Origin of the sequence: Microvirga arvi (assembly GCF_016892765.1) — a bacterium.
GTDB classification, from domain to species: Bacteria; Pseudomonadota; Alphaproteobacteria; order Rhizobiales; family Beijerinckiaceae; genus Microvirga; species Microvirga arvi.
The window spans coordinates 128,033-147,171 of sequence record NZ_JAFEMD010000002.1 but is presented as its reverse complement, the minus strand read 5'-3'; the positions used below and the strand labels follow the sequence as shown (position 1 = coordinate 147,171).

The following is a 19,139-nucleotide window of genomic DNA, read 5'->3' as shown; positions in this document are numbered from 1 at the left end:
GCTCTATGAACCCTCGTCGACTGTCGCGTTCGCCGAGCCGGCCAGGATCGCCTCGGCCTTGCGCAGGGCCCGATAGGCCACGACGGCGATGATGCTGTCACCGGGATGCACCCGCGACGAACTGGTCGGAATGATCACCTCTCCATTGCGGACGATGGCTCCGACCAGCATGCCCTCCGGCAGCTTGGCGTCGCGCAGCGTGCCCCTCACCAGCCGTGAGCCCTCCTGCGCCGTCGCCTGGATCACCTCGCCGAAATCCTCCCGGAGCGTGTAGAGGGCCGAGACCGAGCGGTGGCGAACATGGCGCAGGATGGTCGAGATCGTGATCGCGCTCGGACTGACGACCGCGTCGATGCCGAGCGCCGGCAGCACGTGCTCGTAGGAGGTCTTGTTCACCAGGGTGACGGCCCGGGTGCAGCCTTCGCGCTTGGCCAGAACCGATGCGAAGATGTTGGTCTCGTCGTCGTTGGTGACGGCAATGATCGTCTCCGCGTTTCGGACATTGGCCTCGATCAGCACGTCCTTGTCGAGCGCATCCCCCTGGATCACGACGGCGGCGTCGCCGAGCTCGCGCGAGATCAACTCGGCCCGCTCCCGCGAGTGCTCGATCAGCTTGAGCGAGACCTGCGGGGCGTTGCGGGCGATCCGGCTGGCGAGGTTCAGACCGACATTCCCGCCGCCCACGATCACGATGCGGCGGGCGACCTGCTCCTCATGGCCGAGATAGCCCATGACACGCTCCACATGCGCCGTCTCGGTGATGACGTAAATGTCGTCGCCCTGCTGAACCTGATCCTCAGCCCGGGGCACGAAGGCCTGCCCGTTGCGCACGATGACGCCGACAACGATGCCGGACCCGCCCGATGCCGACAGCTCCTTCATCCGCCGTCCGACCAGGGAGCAGGCGCCCGTGTTGCAATGGACGCCGAGGAGGTGAACGCGTCCGTCGGCCAATGCCACCGTGTCGAAGGCGCCAGGGGTCTTGAGGCGTCGCACGATGCCGTTGGCGACTTCGGCCTCAGGCGAGATGATCACGTCGATGGGCAGCTGGTCGGAGGCGTAGAGGCCCTTCCAGATCGGCTCGAGATAGCCATGATGACGGACGCGGGCGATGCGTCTGCGGACGTTGAAGAGCGAGTAGGCTACCTGGCAGGCGACCATGTTGACCTCGTCGGAGCGGGTCACCGCGATCAGCATGTCGGCATCACGCGCGCCGGCCCGTTCGAGAACCTCGGGATGGGCGGCATGGCCAACCATCCCGCGAACGTCATAGCTCTCGTCGGCCCGTCGAGCCAGTTCCGGTGAGAGGTCCACCACCGTCACATCGATTCCTTCGGTCGCGAGATGGCGGGCAATGGTCGAACCGACCTGTCCGGCACCACAGACGATCACTCTCATGACGACCTCGTCATTCAACTGCCCTGGGCATCCCTAGGATCTAGGGCACTGACCCGCGGAAGGCGCAAATCGGCACCGGGCAGGTTGATATAGGGCTGTTTTCTCGAAACCGTCGTTGATCGCGCCGAATGTCACGCGGGGCTCCATGCCGGGGAACCGGGAGTTCTGCCTGTCGACATAGGGCTTGGGCCGCGCTCGTCAGTGGCCGGTGACGCCGTGGGGAGCGGCCACGGGCTTGGATTCCGGTGATCCGCGCTCCCGCAGGAAGATGCCCAGCACCAAGAGCACCCCGATCGACAGGAACTCGCTCTGCCAGTTCTGGAAGCTCTCGTACCAGAACTCCGGATCGACAAGGGTGTCAGTCATGGTCTGCTGCGGCTGATGATGCTGGAGCGCCTCCCCGTTCATCCGCCGTGTGCTCCCAGCCAGGTGCAGCCAGAAGGAGGCAAGAAACAGCGTCACCAGCGCGATGCTGAGGGAATGCGAGTAGAGCTTCAGCAGCAAGCCACCACGGTGGACAGGCCAAGGGGCATTCGGATCGTTGCGCTTGGCGGATGGCGATTCATCCTCGGGGTTGTCTTCATCGGGCTTCTTGGACTCCGAGGCGCCCTTCTGGAACAGGAAGATGGTCAGCACCACGTAAGCCGCCATCTGGAGGAACTCGCTTTCCCAGTTCTCGAACACCGCTGAGATGAAGTGGCCGCTGGCCAAGTAGTCCGTGAAGCCGATGGCGGGGAGCTCGTGCAGGCGCAGTTCTTCGGCCTGGGCTCTCCATCCGGTGAGCGCCTGGCCGACCAGGGAGATCAGGAACAGGGCAAACAAGGCTACCGATAGCCCATTGTCTCGCAGAAACCGACGCATACGCCTGACCTCACTCAAACTGCCACGGTTTGACAACGCCGCACCACGCGCTCCGGTTTCCGATCCAATCCTGCCGACGGTGAGCCGATCGGCACGAGGAGAGCGTCCAGCTGGGAGGGTCGATAAAGGGCTGTCTTCACAAAGCGTCGTTCACAGCCAGCCGTTCTGGCGGAAGCGCCAATACAGCCAGCCGCACACCGCGACGATGACGATCAGCACGAGGACGTAGCCGTAGTGCCATTGCAGCTCGGGCATGTTCTCGAAGTTCATGCCGTAGATTCCGGCCACCGCCGTCGGCACCGCCAGGATGGCGGCCCAGGCCGCCAGCTTGCGCGTGATCTCGGTCTGCTGCGCCTGTCCGGTCATGAGGCTGGTCTCGAAGGCGAAGGCCAGCACCTCGCGCAGGGACTCGATCTCCTCCTGCACCCGGCGGATGTGGTCGGACACGTCGCGGAAGAGCGGGGACATGGAAGGGTCGATCCCCGGCAGACCCGGCTGCTCGAGGCGTCGGCATACCTCCACGAGCGGAAGCGCTGCATTGCGCAGGCGCAGGAGATCACGGCGGAGCTGGTAGAGCCGTCGGACCTGGAGCTGGCCCGATGTTTCCTCGAGGATGTGGTCCTCGATCTCCTCCACCTCCGCCTGGATCGTCTCGATCACGGGCATGTAGTTGTCGACGATGAAATCGAGAATGGCGTAGAGGATGAAGTCCTCGCCCTCCGAGAACGCCTTCTGCGCCGCCTCGCAGCGGTCGCGCACCGGGGTGTAGGAGGTCGAGGCGCCATGGCGGACCGAGACCACATAGCCCTTCCCGGCGAACAGGTGCGTCTCGCCAAAGGCGATGCGCCCGTCCAGCATCTGGGCCGTCCGCGCCACGACGAACAGAGCATCGCCGTATTGTTCGAGCTTCGGCCGCTGATGCGCCTTGAGAGCGTCTTCGATGGCCAGTTCGTGCAAGTTGAACTCTCTCTGGAGCTGACGCAGCAGACCCAGATCCGGTTCGTGCAGGCCGATCCAGACCACGTGACCCGGCTTGCGCGACCACTCGCCGGCGTCCTCGATTGGAATTTCGGCCACGCGGCGCCCACCTGCATATACGGCGGAGGCGACCACCCCGGGGCGGGGCTCGATCGGAGCCGGCACGAGCTTGAGAGAGTTCGTCATGATCAGTCAACGCAGAACCGTCCCGTCGGTGCCGCCTGGCTTCGCCAAAGCAAGGATCCGCTCGCGCGGCCCTTTGGGTCCGATGCTTCAGTGCAGCCCCGACGTGATGCGCCGGATGGTGGCCTGGAGCAGCTCGATCGCAGGTTCCTTGCGGTCGTCGCTTGCGAGCATCGCGAGGGAAGCCTCGCCCCGGCCGATCATCGCCGTTTCGAGCACGGCGTAATAGGCAAGATCCCGCGTCCGGCCGCTTGCCTCGTCCCGGAGAGAGCTGATCGCTTCGATGATCCCGAGGTGCTGCCCGTTGCCCACAAGATCGCAGGCCTTCCTCAGCACGCCGAGGACTGTTGTACGAGAATCCATGAATTGACCCCCTCGTCGGCCAGATTGGGCCCCAGCCTCGTTCAGTTGTGTTCTGGCGGGCCCGATGAACCTGGAGCCTCGCCGTCAGACTATATCATAGGGATTCGGCACCCGCCGATGCGTCGTGTTGCGTCAGGTCCGGGACGCAGTGCGTCTGTAGGAGAAAGCCGCTCGCGACCGCCTCGCTGCGGGATTTTAAAACATGGTTAACCATAATCGCGAGAAGCGGGACTTATCCCATGCGATGGCGGGAATCCTGCGCTAGGTTAAGGGTGTTCCGGAACAAGCCATTCATTTCGCACGATTTCGCGCAGGCACGATTCATCATGCTTCGAGTGCTCATTCTCCTGACCCTTGTCGCCGCTTTCGTCTATGCGTACGGGCCCGTGCTGTTCAGCCGGGCGCCGCTATTGAGCAAGCTGAAGCGCATCCCGATCCAGACCGCGATCTTTGCCGTTCTGGCGCTCGCGGCGGTGAACGGCTTTCGCGGCGATCCGGAGGCCGCCGCGCCTGGATCCCCCGAGACCAGCGCCGTCCACGATGTGGTGGCGACATCCGCCATCGCGCAGCCCGTTGCGCCGGAGCCCCTGCAGCCGAGGGAGGCCGCGGCCGCTTGTGTCGAGAACGCCCTGAATGAAGCCCGCGCCACCGACGATGTGGTGGGCCAGACCTGGCTGTCATCCGTCGAAGGCTTCCTCGAGACGGCGCCAGGTGAGGTGACCGTTCAATTCGCCGTCGGGCCGAGGGCAGGGCCCCCGAAGGGACCGCAATGCCGCTCCGAGGCACGCCTTACCTGCGCCGTGACAGGCCGGGACGTCAAACCCGTCACGCCCGTTCACATGACGGGGACGCCAATCGCCTGCTGAGCGGGCGATTGGATCGCATCCGATGCTCTACTTCCCTCCGGCGAGGCGCTGACTGATCCCCTCCCGGGCTGCGTCCAGATCGGCATAGGTGGGGTGATCCGGTCCATCCAGCCGGCCGAACCCTGCTTCCAGGTACCAGTGCCCTGACGCACCGTCGTAATTCTCACCAAGGTGAGTCAGCACGGCCACAAGCCGCTGCTCCTCGTCGAAGACCAGCATGCCTTCTTCATCGCTTCCGGTGCCAACCCGCACCGGCCGAAGGGTGAGGCTCATGCGGCTGGGCCCTCCCGCACCAGATGGAGATGGGTCGTGTCGAACTCGCCCACCTGCTTCAACTTCTTCCAATCGGGAATGTTCAGCCGAGTCCCCTTGGTTTCGATCAGGCCGTCGGCCCGCATCTGCTCAGAGGGCTTCCTTCTTCACCAGGTGAAGGTAGGTCGGATCGAATTCGCCGGCCCTCTGCAACCCCTGCCAGTCCAGCACCTTCAGCGTGTCCCCGCGCCAGGTGATCAGGTTCTCGGCCCGAAGGTCCTGCAGCACGCGATTGGCATGGACCGCCGAGATCCCGAGCGCATCGGCCAGCTCGCCCTGGGTGATCGGCAGCGTGAAGGCATGATCCTCCACCAGCTCGACAGCCCTCAGCCGCACCAGCAATTCGCACAGGAGGTGGGCGATGCGACTATGCGCCTCGCGCCGCCCGAGCCCCACGATCCACTGGCGGAACACCGCCGCGTCGATCAGCGTGTCGCGCCAGAACAGCTCGCCGAGACGGGGGTGGCTGCGCATCAGGGCGTGCAGGTCTTCGTGCCGGATGAAGGCAAGCTGGCACGGGACCAGCGTTCCCAGGCTGTGATCCATCGTCGTCAGGTGCAGGCTTTGCAGGTCGGGAATGTCGCCGCTGATGTGGAAGGACAGGATCTGCCGCTTGCCTTCTTCGGTGAGGATGTAGCGGCAGGCCAGGCCATTGACGACGAGGCAGCTCTCGCAAGGCCTGTCGCCTTCGCTGACGATATCCTGATGGGCTGGAACGGATTTCAGCCGCAGAGGCAGGCGCAGCAGGGCGGCCTTCTCCTCCGGCGCAAGCGGGGCAATGCTCTCCAGCTTGCGGATCAGCGCGGCCGTGTGGTGGTGAATACCCTCCAAGACAGCCTCCCCTGGCTCTTAAGGCGGGAGCACTGGTCTCTCAGTCGCCAGCGCCAAAGGCTCGGATGCCGACGATCTCCGGATTGTCCTACGTTAATGCGTTAGGAGCAAGGCCGAGGTTGATCGCTCCCGTGACCGGGGACCTGAACGAGGAGCTCAAACGCCTGAACGGAAGCTGAAAGGACAGCGCTTAAGCCGCAGACATGGACTTGGGGCAGGGGGCATCACGATACCTCGCCCGCGGGGGATGGCGTCGCTGCGGTGATTATCCCTACGTTCAGGCAACAGCCCGTGCGGGAACGGACTCGTCCTGCGGTGTCTGCTGAGCCCTTTGGCCATCCCCGATGAAGGCTGCGATGGCCTCGCGGTCCATCGGCTTGGCGATCAGGTAGCCTTGGGCCTGGGAGGCGCCGGCCAGGCGCAGGGCCTTGAGCTGCTCCTCCGTTTCGACCCCTTCGGCCGTCGTGCTCATCTTCAGATCGTTCGCAAGACCGATCGTCGCCTTGATGATCGCGCGGCTGTCCGACGATTCCATCATGCCGCGCACGAACGACTGGTCGATCTTGATCTTGTCGAAGGGAAAGCTTCTGAGATAGCTCATCGATGCATAGCCGGTGCCGAAGTCATCGAGCGCGATGGAGGCTCCGAGACCTTTAAGCCGCTTGAGCGTTGCGGTGGCTTCCTCGGTCAGCTTGACCGACTCGGTGATCTCCAGCACTAGGCGGCGGGCCGGCAGGCCGGACGCGTCCAGGGCCTTCTTGACGCTGGCGAAGACGTCCCGGCGCTGGAACTGCACCGGGGAGAGATTGACCGCGACCTTCAGGGGCCGTTCCCAGGACATGGCCGTGGCGCAGGCTTCCTCGAGGATCCAGTCGCCGATCGAGGCGATGAGCCCCGACTCCTCGGCGGCCGGGATGAATTGCAGGGGCGGGACCATCCCCTTCGTCGGGTGCTTCCATCGCACCAGCGCCTCGCAGCCCCACATCTGGTTCGTCCCCAGATCGAGGATCGGTTGGTAGAACAGCTCGAACTCGGTGTTGTCGAGGGCGCTCTTCAAGGCTCCCTCAAGGGCGCGACGCTCCGCCCGCGTATCCTTGATGTTCACGTCATAGAGCCGATAGCCGCCGGGATCGGACTTTGCCGCATGGAGGGCAACATCGGCCGCTCTCATGAGCTCCGTCGGTGTCTTGCCGTCGGAGGACGCCAGGGCAGCCCCGATGGAAAGCCCGACATCGATCTCCGTGCCGCCGGCGGTGCAGGGAATCTTCATGGCGTCCTGGACGGCCGTGACGAGGTCCCGGACCTGCTGGCGGCCTCGGATCGGCCTCTGGATGATCGCGAATTCGTCGCCGCCGATGCGGGCGAGCAGATCGCTCTTCCTGAGGCGCTCGCGCAGGCGCCGGGCGACCGTCTGGATGAGCTCGTCCCCTGCCGCATGTCCGTAGCCGTCATTGATGTCCTTGAACCGGTTGAGGTCGAGAAGGTGCAGGGCGAAGTCCCTGCCGGATCTCTGCGAGACGACGAACGTGCGCTTCAGCTCCTCCAGGAAGAGCATTCGGTTGGGAAGCCTGGTCAGGATGTCATGGCGCGAGAGATAGCTCTCGCTGGCGGCCCTCAGGATTCCGGTCCGCACATGCTTCAGACCGAGCAGGCTCGCCGTATCGATGACGACATCCATGAGATAGGCGATGAACCCGATCAGGCGCGCCTCAAAGCGCCGTCCGGCCATGAGCTCCGCGATGGTCCTGCTGACGGCGATGCCGCCCGGATAGCCGGCGAGGGGATGAAGGGCGACCAGCCGCTCCTGCCTGTCGATCCAGCTGACGTCGCGGATGAGCGTCGGGCTGTTCTTGGCGATCATGCGCTGCAGGGGCGTGTCGGGCTTCCAGATCCGCCGTCCGAGGACCCTCTCCGGGTTCGGACCATGCGCGAGGATGATGCCGTCGCGCCGGTAGAGCGTGATCGCCAGGGAGCGCGCCTTGAGGTGGTCCTTGTAGAGCGTCTCGAAATGAGCGAGATCGATGGTGGAGACGATGAGGCCGAGGAAGTTGCCTTCGGTGTCCTTGATGCTCTGGGCCAGCGAGAGAACGCGCCTGCCGGTCGCCCGGATCCTCATCGGCTCGCTCAGATACAGGGCGAGCGACGGATCGGCGGAGAGAGCCTGGTAGGCGGACGTGCCGGTGAGATAGATGGGGCCATCGATGGCGCGCGGGTTCGACGTGCCGACGAGCCGCCCGCGGGCATTGACGAGATCGATGCGGATGATCGCAGGCAGGGAGCAGGACGCTCCGACCAGAACGGCCTTCGTCGCCTGCGAGGCTGCGAACCCGTCGAACTCGCCGGCCCTGAGGCAGGCCTGCGGAATGCGCCCGACCACGTCGTGCAGAACGCCTTCGATGGACTTGAAGAGGCCGTCCGTCCGTTCCTGCAGCGCAAGGGCGAGGTTCGCCAGATCGCCCTCTGCCCTGGCGAAGTCGTCCGTGTGCCCGCGCACGACGAGGACGCCGGCCCCGATGAGGGCGGCAAGAGCGGTCAGGAGGCCGAGGGAGATGAGCACGGTGTCTGGCACAACGGGTGACGCTCTAAAGCATCGGACCCAAAAGTGGACTTGCACTTTTGGGATTGATCCGATGCTTCCTCTTTGAATGAGAGCATCGTTGGCGCGGAAAACCGGATCCACTTTTCCACACGATGCTCTAGCCCCTACGCGACGATCTGCGCCAGCATTCGCCGGTAAACGTGGTTATTCCGTTAACTTCCTCGCCGGGATCTGGGAAAAGGCACAGCCGCGGAGTGGGTTTGGCGCCGGTGCAAAGAGAAGCAGATGCCAACGCTCGAGAAGCAAGGCGCGGCTCGCCGTGCAATGTGTCCGGCGGGCGGCCCGGCTGAGGCCGCTGACGCGGACCTTCGGTTCCGCACGATGCTTTAGTTGCCTGTCGCAGGCCTGCGCGGGCCTGCAACCAGAGCCAACGAGGCAATCGCCAGCAAAGAGCAGATCGTCATGATGGTGATCAGCGGCCAGACCGTTGAACTGAGTGCTGCGCCAACGACGGGAGCGACAAGCGCGCCAAATCCAATCTGGAAGCTTCCCGACAGGCCGGATGCGGCTCCTGCGAGATCCGGCCTCACGCTTACAGCACCTGCAATGCCGCTCGGGAGGACCAACCCGTTCGCCACGCCGATGAAAAGCATTGGTCCAAACAGAGCCACCGGGTGCAGGAGGCCTGAAGCGACTGCAATCGCCATTGCTGCAATCGCAGCCAGAGACAGGAGCGTGCCCGCCAGGATCATCCGGTTGGGGCCCATCGTGCCTGCGATGCGGCCCGTGACGAAGTTGCCCAGCATGTAGCCGCACGGCACCATGGCAAAATAGAACCCGTACTCAGCCGGGCTGCGCCCCAGAAGCTCAATCATCACATACGGCGCGCCCGCCAAAAAAGCGAAGAACATGGCCGACACGAAGCTGGTCACAAGCGTGTAGCCCCAGAATTGGCGGGACCGAAAGAGGCTCCCGTAGCCCTGCAGGAGTTCGCGGGCAGCTTCACCCGAGGCGCGATTGTGGTTTGTCTCGCGAAGCCGCCAATACGCAAACAGGAGGGCAAGCCCGCCGAATCCGATCAGAAACGCGAACGAGGCCCGCCATCCGAAAAACGTCTCGAGCACGCCGCCGATGGTTGGCGCAACCATGGGAGCGACGGCCATGCCCATGGTGACATAGGCGATCATGCTGGCCACCTGGTTGCGCCCGTAGAGATCGCGCACGATGGCGCGGCTCAGGGTGATCCCCGCGCAGCCTCCTATGGCCTGCACGATGCGACCGAAAATCAGGACGCCGATGCTCTGGGCCGACAGGCAGATGACGGAGCCCGCCACAAACGTCAGAAGACCGATCAACAACACGGGCCTGCGTCCGAATCTGTCGGACAGGGGGCCGATAATGAGCTGTCCCAGGGCCATCGCGCCGAGATAGAGCGACAGGGTCAGCTGAATGGTGGTGAAATTGACGCCAAGCGCCCGCGCCATTCCAGGCATCGACGGCAGGTACATATTGATGCCCAGCGGGCTCACGGCGGAGACCGCGATGAGCAGCGCAATGAAACCAGGCTTCACGGTGGGCTGCGCCGGTGCGGCGGTGATATCGTTCATGCGTTCAAGATCGTTTCCGGCGGTGCCCGCAGATAGCCTGGCAGACGAGCGGTCCTTATGGCACAAGCTGGGTCCTGTGTAAGGTCATGACGGTGCTCCGGCTCTTTAGCAGGTGCAATACTGCTATGCGCATCGCACCTGTGGGCGCACGGGTCACGGACATGGGTGTCATCTCCATCCAGGCATGGCTTCACCGTCCGGGTGCTGGCAGCGTCCCGGCAGTTCCGGTCAGATCCGATGGTCTGGCGACACGGACGGTATCACGGGGCTCTGCGCGACGGTCCTGTCGCTCGGCAAAGGCTGGGGTGGGAGGCTTGTTTGACCGGCCGCGAGACGTTTCTCCAAGGCAGCGACCTGCCGCGCCAGATTGTCGATGGAAGCTTTGAGAGCAAGGACGTCAGCCGCATCCGGAATGGTCGACACCGCGGCTGCTGCCGTCTGGGGAACAGGCGGCTCGATACGGGTATTGCCGGCTTCGTCGGCAAGGGAAGGCTCCAGCCGCCGCCTGCGGGGTGTTAGAAGACGACGGAACACCCGCCACATGAGCCAGAGGACACATACAGCCAGAAAGAGCGCGAGCAACGCCGCCGGCAGACTATCGAACATGGTTGTCGTCATCCCTGCGCATGCTGATGAAAGTATCAGGCAATGCCACAGCAATGCTCATCGTTCCGCAGCCCTGGCTCTCGGGCTTGTCGCCAGATGCATCTTCCGCATGTCCGCCGGACGCCTCAATGGGACTGCCGGTCGAGCGGAATGGCCTCGAGGAAGGGGAACTCCAGGACGATCTCACCGAGATCGTCCTTCACCTCGATATGGGACGAGGCCCAGTTGACGGGCTGCTCGAACTCGGTGTTCATGAGGTTCCGAGCCATCACCTTCGCCACCTCCCAGGCCTGATCCGCATCGCGCAGATCCTGCCCCTCGGGATCGACAAGCGCGGCCTCACCGATATGCACGTTGAAGAAGTAGCGCGGCATGGGCGTCCCTGAAGCTTGAGTTGATAAAGGCCAATCAGGCCGGATGCGATCGGTTCCGGATGGTCTCCGGAATTGCCGGTCATTGTCGGGCGCTCTGTCAGTGCCGCTGTCACCTGCAGGTCTTTGCCCGGGCCAAGCCGAACCGTGCCATTCCGGACATTCGCCCATGAACCGGCGGCAATTAGAACTGATCCCCATCAAGCATGCGCCTGACCTTGGAGGCCACCAGCCGTTCAGGACCGTGCGAAGCCTCACGCACCCGGAGCCCGTGGCCGAAAGGCTCAGGCTCTCGTGATCTCGCCCGGCCAGGCGCCCGAGGCCTGTCCTTCGTGGGATCGGGCCTCCTGGGAGGCAACGATGGGTTTCTCCGGGCACAGGGGAATCTCGAATGAGATGCGGAAGCGGCCATCGCCATCGATGTCCAGGCTGGTTCCGTACTCGGCCAGGATGTCCTCCACGATGCCGAGACCCAATCCGCTCGAGGTCGCATCGGATCGTCCTGTCATTCCCCGTTCAGGGCGTGCGCCATCCGTGCCCGAGAAGCCCGGGCCATCGTCCTCGACGACGATACGGGCGTTCTCCCCCGTGCGCTCCGTGCGAACATCGACCCGGGTGTCGGCCCATTTTCTCGCGTTGTCGAGAAGATTGCCCATGACCTCTCCAAAGTCATGAGGATCCATGTCCACGGCCAACTCGGTCGGAATGCCGGTCTGCCAGACAAGCTGCTCGCCCCTGGGCAGATGCTGCATCAGCCGCAGAAGGCGCGCGACGGTCTCGTCGACCTGCGTATAGGCGCCGCATGCCACCGATGCGCCGCTGGTGCGGGCGCGCGCGACCTCGCGCTCCACATGGGTGCGGATGATCTCCAGCTGCTCCTGCATACGCTCCGCGGCGTCGAGCCTGCCCGTCTGTTCGAGATGGCGCACCTCGCCGCCGAGAATGGTCAGGGGCGTTTTGAGTCCGTGAGCCAGGGCGCCGGCCCGGTCCCGCGCCTTGCGGACGAGGTTCTCCTGCCGGTCGAGCAGCTTGTTGATGTTCTCGACCAGCGGCGCGACCTCGTTGGGAAAGCGGCGCGTCATGCGCCGGATCTGGCCGGTCTGAACCGCATTCAGGTCTCGCCCCACGGCCCGCAACGGACGCAGGCCCAGCGAGACCTGCAGCCAGGCAAACAGAACCAGCACCGCCGCAATGGGGAGCAGGACGCGGGTCACGTCCCATCCGAAGGCCTGGCGCAGCTCCACCACCTGCGCGTGATCCAGGGCCACCGCGAGGCCGAATGTGCGGGAGCCCTGCTTGCCGTCGATCGTGACCTCCCGCTCGATCACGTAGAGCTCGGAGCCGTCGGGCCCCTCGACCTCGAAGGCCTTGTCCCGATCGGCACCCTGGCGCGGTTCGCCCGCGGGGAGGGTCTGATCCCAGAGCGAGCGGGACCGCAGGATCGGCCGCCCTCCCTCGGTGACCTGCCAATAGGCCCCGCCATAGGGCTGATGATAGCGCGGATCCGTCAGCCGCTGGCTCAAGCCCGCCTCGCCCTCCGTGCCGAAGGCGGTGGCGAGTTCGGTCCAGTGGATGTTGAGGTCCTGCTCCACATAGCGGAGCACCTGGCGCTCGAAGAAGACGACGAGGGAAGCGCCCGCGACGGCGATCGTCACGACGATGGACGTGATCGCCACGATGAGCAGCCGCAGCCGGATCGAGTTGCAGGTCATGACGAGGGCGTCTCCATGATGTAGCCGTGGCCGCGGCGGGTTCCGATCGTCTCCGATCCGATCTTGCGCCGCAGGCGCGCTACCAGGGCCTCGATCGTGTTGCTTTCGGGCTCGTCCGATCCGTAGACGTGCTCGACCAGCTCGCTTTGGGCGACCACGCGATCGCGATTGTGCGCCAGGTAGCGCAGCAGACGGAATTCCAGCGGGGACAGCTCGATCGCCCGGCCGTTGACCATCACCCGCAGCCGCCGCGTATCGATCCTGAGCGCGCCGACCTCGATCAGGGGCGTCACGTGACGCCCGACGCGACGCAGCAGGGCGGCAAGGCGGGCGAGAAGCTCCTCCATCTCGAAGGGTTTGGTCAGATAATCGTCGGCACCGGCATCGATCCCTTCGACGCGCTGCAGCCAGGAGCCGCGGGCCGTGAGCACGAGGATCGGAACGGTGCTGGCCTCCTCCCGCAACCGGCGCACCACCGACAGGCCATCGAGCTTCGGCAGGCCCAGGTCCAGGATGATGGCATCGTAATCCTCGGTCGAGGCACGGAACCAGCCGTCCTCGCCATCCCTGGCGATGTCCGCCACATAGCCGGTCTCGCCCAGGGCACCGGCGATGTCCCTGGCGATGGCCGCTTCATCCTCGACGAGAAGGACCCGCATCAGCGTCTCCTGACCTGAAGGACTTTGTTCCGACGGGCATCCACCACGACCTCCTGGTAGCGGCGATCCTGGGTCAGGACCAGGAATTCGTACCGCCACTCGCCGCCCCAGGCTTGACGCAGGTCGACCTCCAGCACCTGGCCCGGAACCGCCTTCGAGACAGTCGGAAGGACGGTGCTCAGGGCCAAGGCCCAGCCCTGGGAGACGGCCTCGCGGGCATTGTCGGAGGAGGTGCTGCCCCAGCCCGCATGCGCAGCGGCCCGGGCATCGTCGCCGCCTCGGCCGCGTCCCCGTCCCTGGCCGTCGTCGTCGCCTCCGCGACCCCGGCCGCGGCCGCCGCCATCGTCGCCCCGGTTCGATCCCCGGTCATCGCCGCGGTCGCCGACGTCCCCGCCGCCACGGCCGCTGTTGCCGCCGCCGTCGCGGCCGCTGTCGTCACCGCCGCCGCGGCCGCTGCTGTCTCCGCCGCCACCCCCGCTGTCGCCGTCCTTGGCAAGGGCAGCACTCATCCAGGAGCCTTCGACCGGGGCCAGCGCCAGGGGGAGCAGAAGCAGCGCGATAAGGTGACGACGCGTCATAGAGCCTTCCAAAGGACCCCAGCATAGCACGCCCAATCTGATATTTCGCTGACATGGCCCGTCAGGTTCCGATGCCCGCCTTGGGCCAGATTGCTCCTGCATCGGCGCTGAACTGCTTCGCGCCGGATGAATGGAGGAAGACGATGCTGAAGCCAATCAAGAACGGTCCGAGTGTTCTGGTCCTGGGTGCCATGCTGGCCTCGCTCACGGCAGCGGCCGTCCCGGCGATGATCGCGAGCGCAGTCCTGTCCCCCGCTCTGGCGCGCGGTGGCGACGATGGCGGCGGCCGCGGCGGCGGCGATGACAGTGGAGGCCGGGGAGGCCGCGGCGGAGACGACGGCGGCAGCCATGGCGGCGGACGCTCCGGTGACGACAGCGGCGGGCGTGGAGGCCGCGGTGGAGACGACAACGGCGGGCGCGGTGGCCGCAGCAGCGACGACAGCGGACGCAGCCGGGGTGGGGATGACGTGGGACGGAACGACGATCGTGGTCGCGACAGGGCGGACGACCATGGCGGCCAGGGACGGGGACGCGGCCGGGGCGGCGACGATCATGGAGTGGCCCGGGCCGAGGATGGCCGGCGCGGCCGCGGAACGGATGACGGCATCCTGATGGGCGGCGGGACAAGAACCCAGACCCGGGACCAGCACCAGACCCGCACCCGTGGTGCCGATCACGTGGCGGATGTGCGCCGCGCCCGTGGACGTGGAGCCGACGATCCCGCTTCCGCTGCAGACGACAACGGCGGCCGCCTCGACCGCGACAAGCGCTTCGAACCGGGAGACGATCGCCGCGTGAACGGCCAGTGATGCGGGCCGGTTCGATGCTGCCGCGGAGCCCCTGGCTCCGCGGCAATCCGGATTGACCGACAGTGCTCTTCCTCGCCATCCCCGCCACCAGGGGATTGACAAAGAAGCGGCCCGGCAGCCTATCGGGTGATCCATGGACTTCCGGGACGGCGAGTGTCTTCGGGAAGTCGAGCATGTGGATCGGCTTGGCGGGCGTGCCGGGTTTTGCGGCAGGCCGATGCGAGGCGCATCGGGAGGGTTGGATTTTGGTCAAGCGGATCGGTTCAAAGGCGTGGCGCGTTCAGGTCGCGAACGACGGCGCCATCGTGGTCCTGGGCATTCGCACCGACACGGGCAGGGAATACGAGATTCTTCTCGGCGCGGTGGACACGACGCCGATCCTGACGGACCTGCTCAACGACATGGTGCGCACCCACCAGGGCAAACCGCCCAGGTCCTTCGCCGCCGATGCCGGGCCGAACCATGCGAAAAGCGTTCCGGTGCAGCCCTTGAGGACCAGTGTCGACCGGAGCGGCGAGAAACCCGTCCTGGTTCTGGATTTCGGCGGAACCGTCCTGAAGGTGGCCATCGACCCCGCTCAACTCCAGCAGGCGCTGTCCGCGCCTCAGGGGTGAGCCCGCATCTCAGCCGCGCCGCGCCGCCTCGATGGCGGCGACGTCGATCTTCTTCATCTCCATCATCGCCTCGAACGCGCGCTTGGCTTCAGCGCCGCCTGCCGCCAGCGCCTCCATCAGCACGCGCGGCGTGATCTGCCAGGACACGCCCCACCTGTCCTTGCACCAGCCGCACGCGCTCTCCTGGCCGCCGTTGCCGACGATGGCATTCCAGTAGCGGTCGGTCTCCTCCTGATCGTCGGTGGCGATCTGGAACGAGAAGGCTTCGCTGTGCTTGAACGCGGGACCGCCGTTGAGGCCGAGACAGGCAACGCCCGCAACCGTGAACTCCACCGTCAGCGCGTCGCCCTGCTTGCCGGACGGGTAGTCGCCGGGGGCACGGTGCACCGCATGCACCGCGCTGTCAGGAAAGGTCTCGCAATAGAAGCGGGCGGCCGCCTCGGCGTCCTTGTCGTACCAGAGGCAGATCGTATTCTTCGCCATGGTGTGTTCCTTAATCCTTCTGAAGCCGATATTCCGGCGGGTTCACATGGTTCTCGACGGTCCGACAGGCGTAGCCTAGTGAGGCATCGCCGCGGTCTCGTCGAGATGGGCGCTGGAATAGATCTTGTGCGCCAGAGCGGCGAGACCGAGCAGCGTGACCGAGGCGAGGGCGCAGCAGGCCGCGAAGCCCAGCGAGAAGCCGCTCCGGGCCGCCTCCAGCCAGGCCGGCGCGGTTTCGCCCATCGCCTTGGCGGTCTCGACCGCGCCGGCGAGCGTGGTGGAGACAGCGAGCTGCTGAGCGGCATTCAGCCCGCTCAGGTCCACGCCGTCCATCGTCATGCGGTAGACCAGTGTCCCGAGGCTTCCGAGCAGTGCAACGCCAAGCGCTCCGCCGAACTCCGCGCTCGTCTCGGAGATGGCGGAGGCGGAGCCTGCCTGCTCCGGCGGCGCCGTCCCGACGATCAGGCCTGTTGTGGTGAGGACCACCGGCACGAAGCCGAGGCCGATGATCATGCTGGCCCCAAGAACGCCGACCAGGCTCTCGGCATAGGCTGCTGCTGCCATCGCGGAAACTCCGATGGCATTGACGAGAAGGCCGAGGAGAACAGTCTTGACCGGCCCGAGCCGGTTCGTGAACCGGTACGCCTGCAACGACATGATTGTGAACACGAACGCGGACGGCACGGACCACAGGGCCGCCTCGAGCGGCGACAGGCCGAGAACCAGCTGCAGAAACAGGTTCTGAAACAGGAACACGCCGAACACGAAGAACATGCCGGCGAGATTGACGATCAGCGAGGCGGTGAAGGCGGGAATACGGAACAGGCGCAGGTCGATCAGCGGATGTGCGAGGCTTTTCTGGCGGCGCACGAACAGCACGCCGACCAGCAGGCCGGCCGCGATGGCCACGAGCTGGCGCGGCGCGAAGCCGTCCGCCGCCATGTGCTTGAAGCCGTAGATGATCGGCAGGACCGTGCCGAGCGACAGCGCCACGCTGATGAGATCGAGCCTTTCGCCGCCTTCATTCTTGTATTCCGGCAACAGGAAGGGCGCGGCGATCAGCAGCGCGACCATGACGGGGATGTTGATCAGAAACACCGATCCCCAATGAAAGGATTGCAGCAGCACCCCGCCGATGAGAGGCCCCACCAATCCCCCTAAGGCGAAGGCCGTGCCCCAGATGCCGATCGCCCGGTTCCGCTCGGCCTCGTTCGAGAACAGATTGACCACCAGGGACAGGGTCGACGGCGCGATCGTCGCGCCGGCGATGCCCAGCAGCGCGCGCGCCATGATGAGCTGCTGCGCCGTGCCTGCAAAGGCCGCCAGCGCGGAGGCCAAGCCGAACGCGAAGGCGCCGATGAGCAGCACGCGCCGGCGCCCGATCCTGTCGCCGAGCGTGCCCATCGTCACGAGGAAGCCCGCGACCATGAAGCCGTAGATGTCGTTGATCCAGAGAAGTTCCGATGCCGACGGATCGAGATCCGCCACGATGGCGGGCATCGCCAGAAAGAGGACCGACAGGTCCATCGAATAGATCAGGCAGGCGGTCGACAGAACGCAAAGCCCGATCCACTCGCGACGCCCCGCGAGCGGCTGGTCTTCAAGGGTTGCCCGTTCTTGCATGAACCGCCTCTCACCTTGGCAGGGCGGGCACTGTCATGCGCTCGCGAGGATTTGGCAAGACTTGAATCGTCCGGAATGGCCCGTCGACGCAGCGCGCCTTGACGCGTCACGAGCGCTCGTGCCGGATCCCGGTTCCCGCGCGGCCGGGTGTTGCAGACGGATTGAGGCGGCAGCCCGGGACGATGCCGATGGCCCCGGTTCCTGAAGAAGCCGTTCGACCGGCTTTCCTTCTCGTGCCTGGTGTCCGGCTAACCGTGGCGGTTGGCGTAGCGCCGTTTTTTGGTGAGGTTCCTCTGCCCTTCGAGCACCTTGGCCGGGGCGACCACCGCCTTGTAGCGGCGGGTCTGTTTCTTGAACGAGGGTCTGGTGCGCGCTTTGCCGGCCATAGGCTTCGGTCCTTTTCTGATGGAGGTTGAGCTTACATGGAGCCGGGGAGAGGTCAACGCCGATCCCAAGCCCCAGCCTGCCATGCGGGCGCCACGGTGGCACAGATTGAGCCGTGCCGGAACAGCCCTTGCAGCCTTGGCGTTACAAGGATGACGATTAACGACGGACCCGCCCGGGCGTCCTGGAGAACTCACATGGTGAACCCCCCTCATGCTGGCAGCCCATCCGCTCCTGGAAGGGACGGGAACAAGTCTGCAAGGCAGCCTTTGGACAACGATCTGGCCGAGAACTCGCAGGAGAACCTCGATGCAAGGCTCGACCACGCCATCGAGGAGACCTTTCCGACAAGCGACCCGGTCTCCGTGACCGTCACCAAAGGCCCCGCTCCCGAACGGGAAGCCCGCCCGGCGGCGGGTGACCGCCAAAGCGGTCAGCCGCAGGCCTCGACCGAGCATATTCTGAATCAGGTGCGGGACGCCCTGCACGAGGTTTCGGATCAAGCGTCGGGCGTCGCCCGCGACGTGTACGATCGCGGCGAGCAATACGCACGACAGGCACGGGAGCGATATCCGGAGGCGGAGCGGTACTTTCGCCAGGGCCAGCGGGCCGTGACGCAGCAGGTGACGGGAAACCCGTTGCTCGCGCTGTTCATGGCGGCAGCGGCCGGATACGCCCTGGCCTGGCTGATCCACGGGGAGAGGAGAAACCGGGAACCTGACGTGCCGGATTACGGCCGAACAGGGCGCGGATACGCACCCCATCGTGACAAGCTGAAGCCTTGACGGGCGCTGACGCTGTCGGGTGATAGCCTGGTTCGAGCCGAGACCCTTCGCATGGGTCGATGCGCTTGAACTCTGTTGCCGCATCGGCCAGCGGAAGGCATGATGCCTGACGGCTCCGACCCGCATCACGGCGATCCTGCCCCTCGGGATCGGCGAGGACGCCCTCGCCGATAGGCCCGTTGAAGAAGGTGCGGGGCAGGGGGCTTCCTTAAGGCTTTCGGTCGAGCAAGGCCGATCAGGCTGGAGGCGGTGGATTCCGTGTGGAACCCGCGAAGTGCCAACGCAGAGCCGTCGCTTCGGTGTCACTGTCGAAAGGCAGACTCTGTCAGAGCCAAGCCAAATTGTGTTCGACGCCATTCGTTTTTGAAGTGCTGAATGCCGGGAGTGGAAAACCATCGACCTCGACTTCCGCTTCCCTCCCCAATGTCTGTTTTCACGCAACCGGCGACGCTGGGTTCAGGTAAGGAAACTGCCGGGAGCAGACCTTCCTGGTTTTCTCGCCTAGTTTTCTCGCAATTCGCAGAACTCCCTTTCTGAAACACGGATCTGGTGTGTCGCATCGGATCAGAAAAAGCCG

The 19,139-nt window shown here is 65.2% G+C and carries 21 protein-coding genes; 4 read left to right on the top strand and 17 right to left on the bottom strand.

Annotated elements, in window-relative coordinates; translation table 11 throughout:
- Positions 1-3: 3 nt before the first annotated feature.
- The 4 genes from trkA to ILT44_RS02015 all read right to left on the bottom strand — a co-directional run bounded on the left by trkA (position 4) and on the right by ILT44_RS02015 (position 3,783).
- Entirely contained in the window at positions 4-1,398 is a 1,395-nt protein-coding gene (gene trkA, locus ILT44_RS02030; RefSeq protein WP_204237886.1) for a Trk system potassium transporter TrkA, read from the bottom strand.
- A 198-nt stretch (positions 1,399-1,596) separates the two neighbouring features.
- Positions 1,597-2,259, bottom strand: coding sequence for a DUF6766 family protein (locus tag ILT44_RS02025; protein WP_204237885.1), 663 nt, complete (start codon positions 2,257-2,259; stop codon positions 1,597-1,599).
- 150 nt (positions 2,260-2,409) lie between these two features.
- A complete protein-coding gene (gene corA / locus ILT44_RS02020) occupies positions 2,410-3,423 on the bottom strand; it encodes a magnesium/cobalt transporter CorA (protein WP_204237884.1) in 1,014 nt (337 codons plus the stop codon).
- Positions 3,424-3,510: 87 nt separating this feature from the next.
- Positions 3,511-3,783, bottom strand: a complete 273-nt coding sequence (locus ILT44_RS02015) for a hypothetical protein (protein ID WP_204237883.1) — start codon at positions 3,781-3,783, stop codon at positions 3,511-3,513.
- 326 nt (positions 3,784-4,109) lie between these two features.
- Between ILT44_RS02015 and ILT44_RS02010 the strand changes: the two genes are divergently transcribed.
- Positions 4,110-4,649, top strand: coding sequence for a hypothetical protein (locus tag ILT44_RS02010; protein ID WP_204237882.1), 540 nt, complete (start codon positions 4,110-4,112; stop codon positions 4,647-4,649).
- Positions 4,650-4,676: 27 nt separating this feature from the next.
- Here the strand turns inward: ILT44_RS02010 and ILT44_RS02005 are convergent, their stop codons facing one another.
- From ILT44_RS02005 to ILT44_RS01965, 10 genes are all read right to left on the bottom strand, one after another.
- Positions 4,677-4,922: a hypothetical protein gene (locus ILT44_RS02005; RefSeq protein WP_204237881.1), complete on the bottom strand. Its 246-nt coding sequence runs from the start codon at positions 4,920-4,922 to the stop codon at positions 4,677-4,679.
- Positions 4,919-5,047, bottom strand: coding sequence for a hypothetical protein (locus ILT44_RS31385; protein ID WP_255549657.1), 129 nt, complete (start codon positions 5,045-5,047; stop codon positions 4,919-4,921). The genes ILT44_RS02005 and ILT44_RS31385 overlap by 4 nt, the downstream gene beginning before the upstream one ends.
- Positions 5,048-5,051: 4 nt before the next feature.
- Complete coding sequence (locus tag ILT44_RS02000; protein WP_204237880.1) at positions 5,052-5,792, bottom strand: Crp/Fnr family transcriptional regulator; 741 nt, start codon at positions 5,790-5,792, stop codon at positions 5,052-5,054.
- 277 nt (positions 5,793-6,069) lie between these two features.
- Positions 6,070-8,361 (bottom strand): putative bifunctional diguanylate cyclase/phosphodiesterase, encoded by a 2,292-nt coding sequence (locus ILT44_RS31675; protein ID WP_204237879.1) that lies wholly within the window; start codon positions 8,359-8,361, stop codon positions 6,070-6,072.
- Positions 8,362-8,717: 356 nt separating this feature from the next.
- The gene (locus ILT44_RS01990) at positions 8,718-9,938 is read right to left on the bottom strand and encodes a multidrug effflux MFS transporter (protein WP_204237878.1); all 1,221 of its coding nucleotides are present in this window, start codon (positions 9,936-9,938) and stop codon (positions 8,718-8,720) included.
- Positions 9,939-10,166: 228 nt separating this feature from the next.
- Entirely contained in the window at positions 10,167-10,544 is a 378-nt protein-coding gene (locus tag ILT44_RS01985; RefSeq protein ID WP_204237877.1) for a hypothetical protein, read from the bottom strand.
- Between the two features lie 125 nt (positions 10,545-10,669).
- On the bottom strand, positions 10,670-10,918 hold the full coding sequence (locus ILT44_RS01980) for a DUF6894 family protein (protein ID WP_204237876.1): 249 nt from the start codon (positions 10,916-10,918) through the stop codon (positions 10,670-10,672).
- Between the two features lie 281 nt (positions 10,919-11,199).
- A complete protein-coding gene (locus ILT44_RS01975) occupies positions 11,200-12,627 on the bottom strand; it encodes a sensor histidine kinase (protein ID WP_204237875.1) in 1,428 nt (475 codons plus the stop codon).
- Positions 12,624-13,286 carry a response regulator transcription factor gene (locus ILT44_RS01970; RefSeq protein ID WP_204237874.1) on the bottom strand — a complete coding sequence of 221 codons (663 nt, stop codon included), beginning with the start codon at positions 13,284-13,286 and terminating at the stop codon, positions 12,624-12,626. Before ILT44_RS01970 ends, ILT44_RS01975 begins: the two co-directional genes overlap by 4 nt.
- On the bottom strand, positions 13,286-13,864 hold the full coding sequence (locus tag ILT44_RS01965) for a PepSY domain-containing protein (RefSeq protein ID WP_204237873.1): 579 nt from the start codon (positions 13,862-13,864) through the stop codon (positions 13,286-13,288). Before ILT44_RS01965 ends, ILT44_RS01970 begins: the two co-directional genes overlap by 1 nt.
- Positions 13,865-14,007: 143 nt before the next feature.
- On the opposite strand from ILT44_RS01965, the gene ILT44_RS01960 reads away from it, so the two are divergent.
- Together ILT44_RS01960 and ILT44_RS01955 are read left to right on the top strand one after the other, a co-directional pair.
- Positions 14,008-14,673: a hypothetical protein gene (locus tag ILT44_RS01960; protein WP_204237872.1), complete on the top strand. Its 666-nt coding sequence runs from the start codon at positions 14,008-14,010 to the stop codon at positions 14,671-14,673.
- A 173-nt stretch (positions 14,674-14,846) separates the two neighbouring features.
- Positions 14,847-15,287, top strand: coding sequence for a hypothetical protein (locus ILT44_RS01955; protein WP_204237871.1), 441 nt, complete (start codon positions 14,847-14,849; stop codon positions 15,285-15,287).
- Positions 15,288-15,296: 9 nt separating this feature from the next.
- Here the strand turns inward: ILT44_RS01955 and ILT44_RS01950 are convergent, their stop codons facing one another.
- From ILT44_RS01950 to ILT44_RS01940, 3 genes are all read right to left on the bottom strand, one after another.
- Complete coding sequence (locus ILT44_RS01950; protein WP_204237870.1) at positions 15,297-15,770, bottom strand: VOC family protein; 474 nt, start codon at positions 15,768-15,770, stop codon at positions 15,297-15,299.
- A gap of 75 nt (positions 15,771-15,845) precedes the next feature.
- On the bottom strand, positions 15,846-17,393 hold the full coding sequence (locus tag ILT44_RS01945) for an MFS transporter (RefSeq protein ID WP_204237869.1): 1,548 nt from the start codon (positions 17,391-17,393) through the stop codon (positions 15,846-15,848).
- A 248-nt stretch (positions 17,394-17,641) separates the two neighbouring features.
- Positions 17,642-17,779 (bottom strand): hypothetical protein, encoded by a 138-nt coding sequence (locus tag ILT44_RS01940; protein ID WP_204237868.1) that lies wholly within the window; start codon positions 17,777-17,779, stop codon positions 17,642-17,644.
- A 195-nt stretch (positions 17,780-17,974) separates the two neighbouring features.
- On the opposite strand from ILT44_RS01940, the gene ILT44_RS01935 reads away from it, so the two are divergent.
- Positions 17,975-18,562 carry a hypothetical protein gene (locus ILT44_RS01935; RefSeq protein WP_204237867.1) on the top strand — a complete coding sequence of 196 codons (588 nt, stop codon included), beginning with the start codon at positions 17,975-17,977 and terminating at the stop codon, positions 18,560-18,562.
- Positions 18,563-19,139 lie beyond the last annotated feature (577 nt).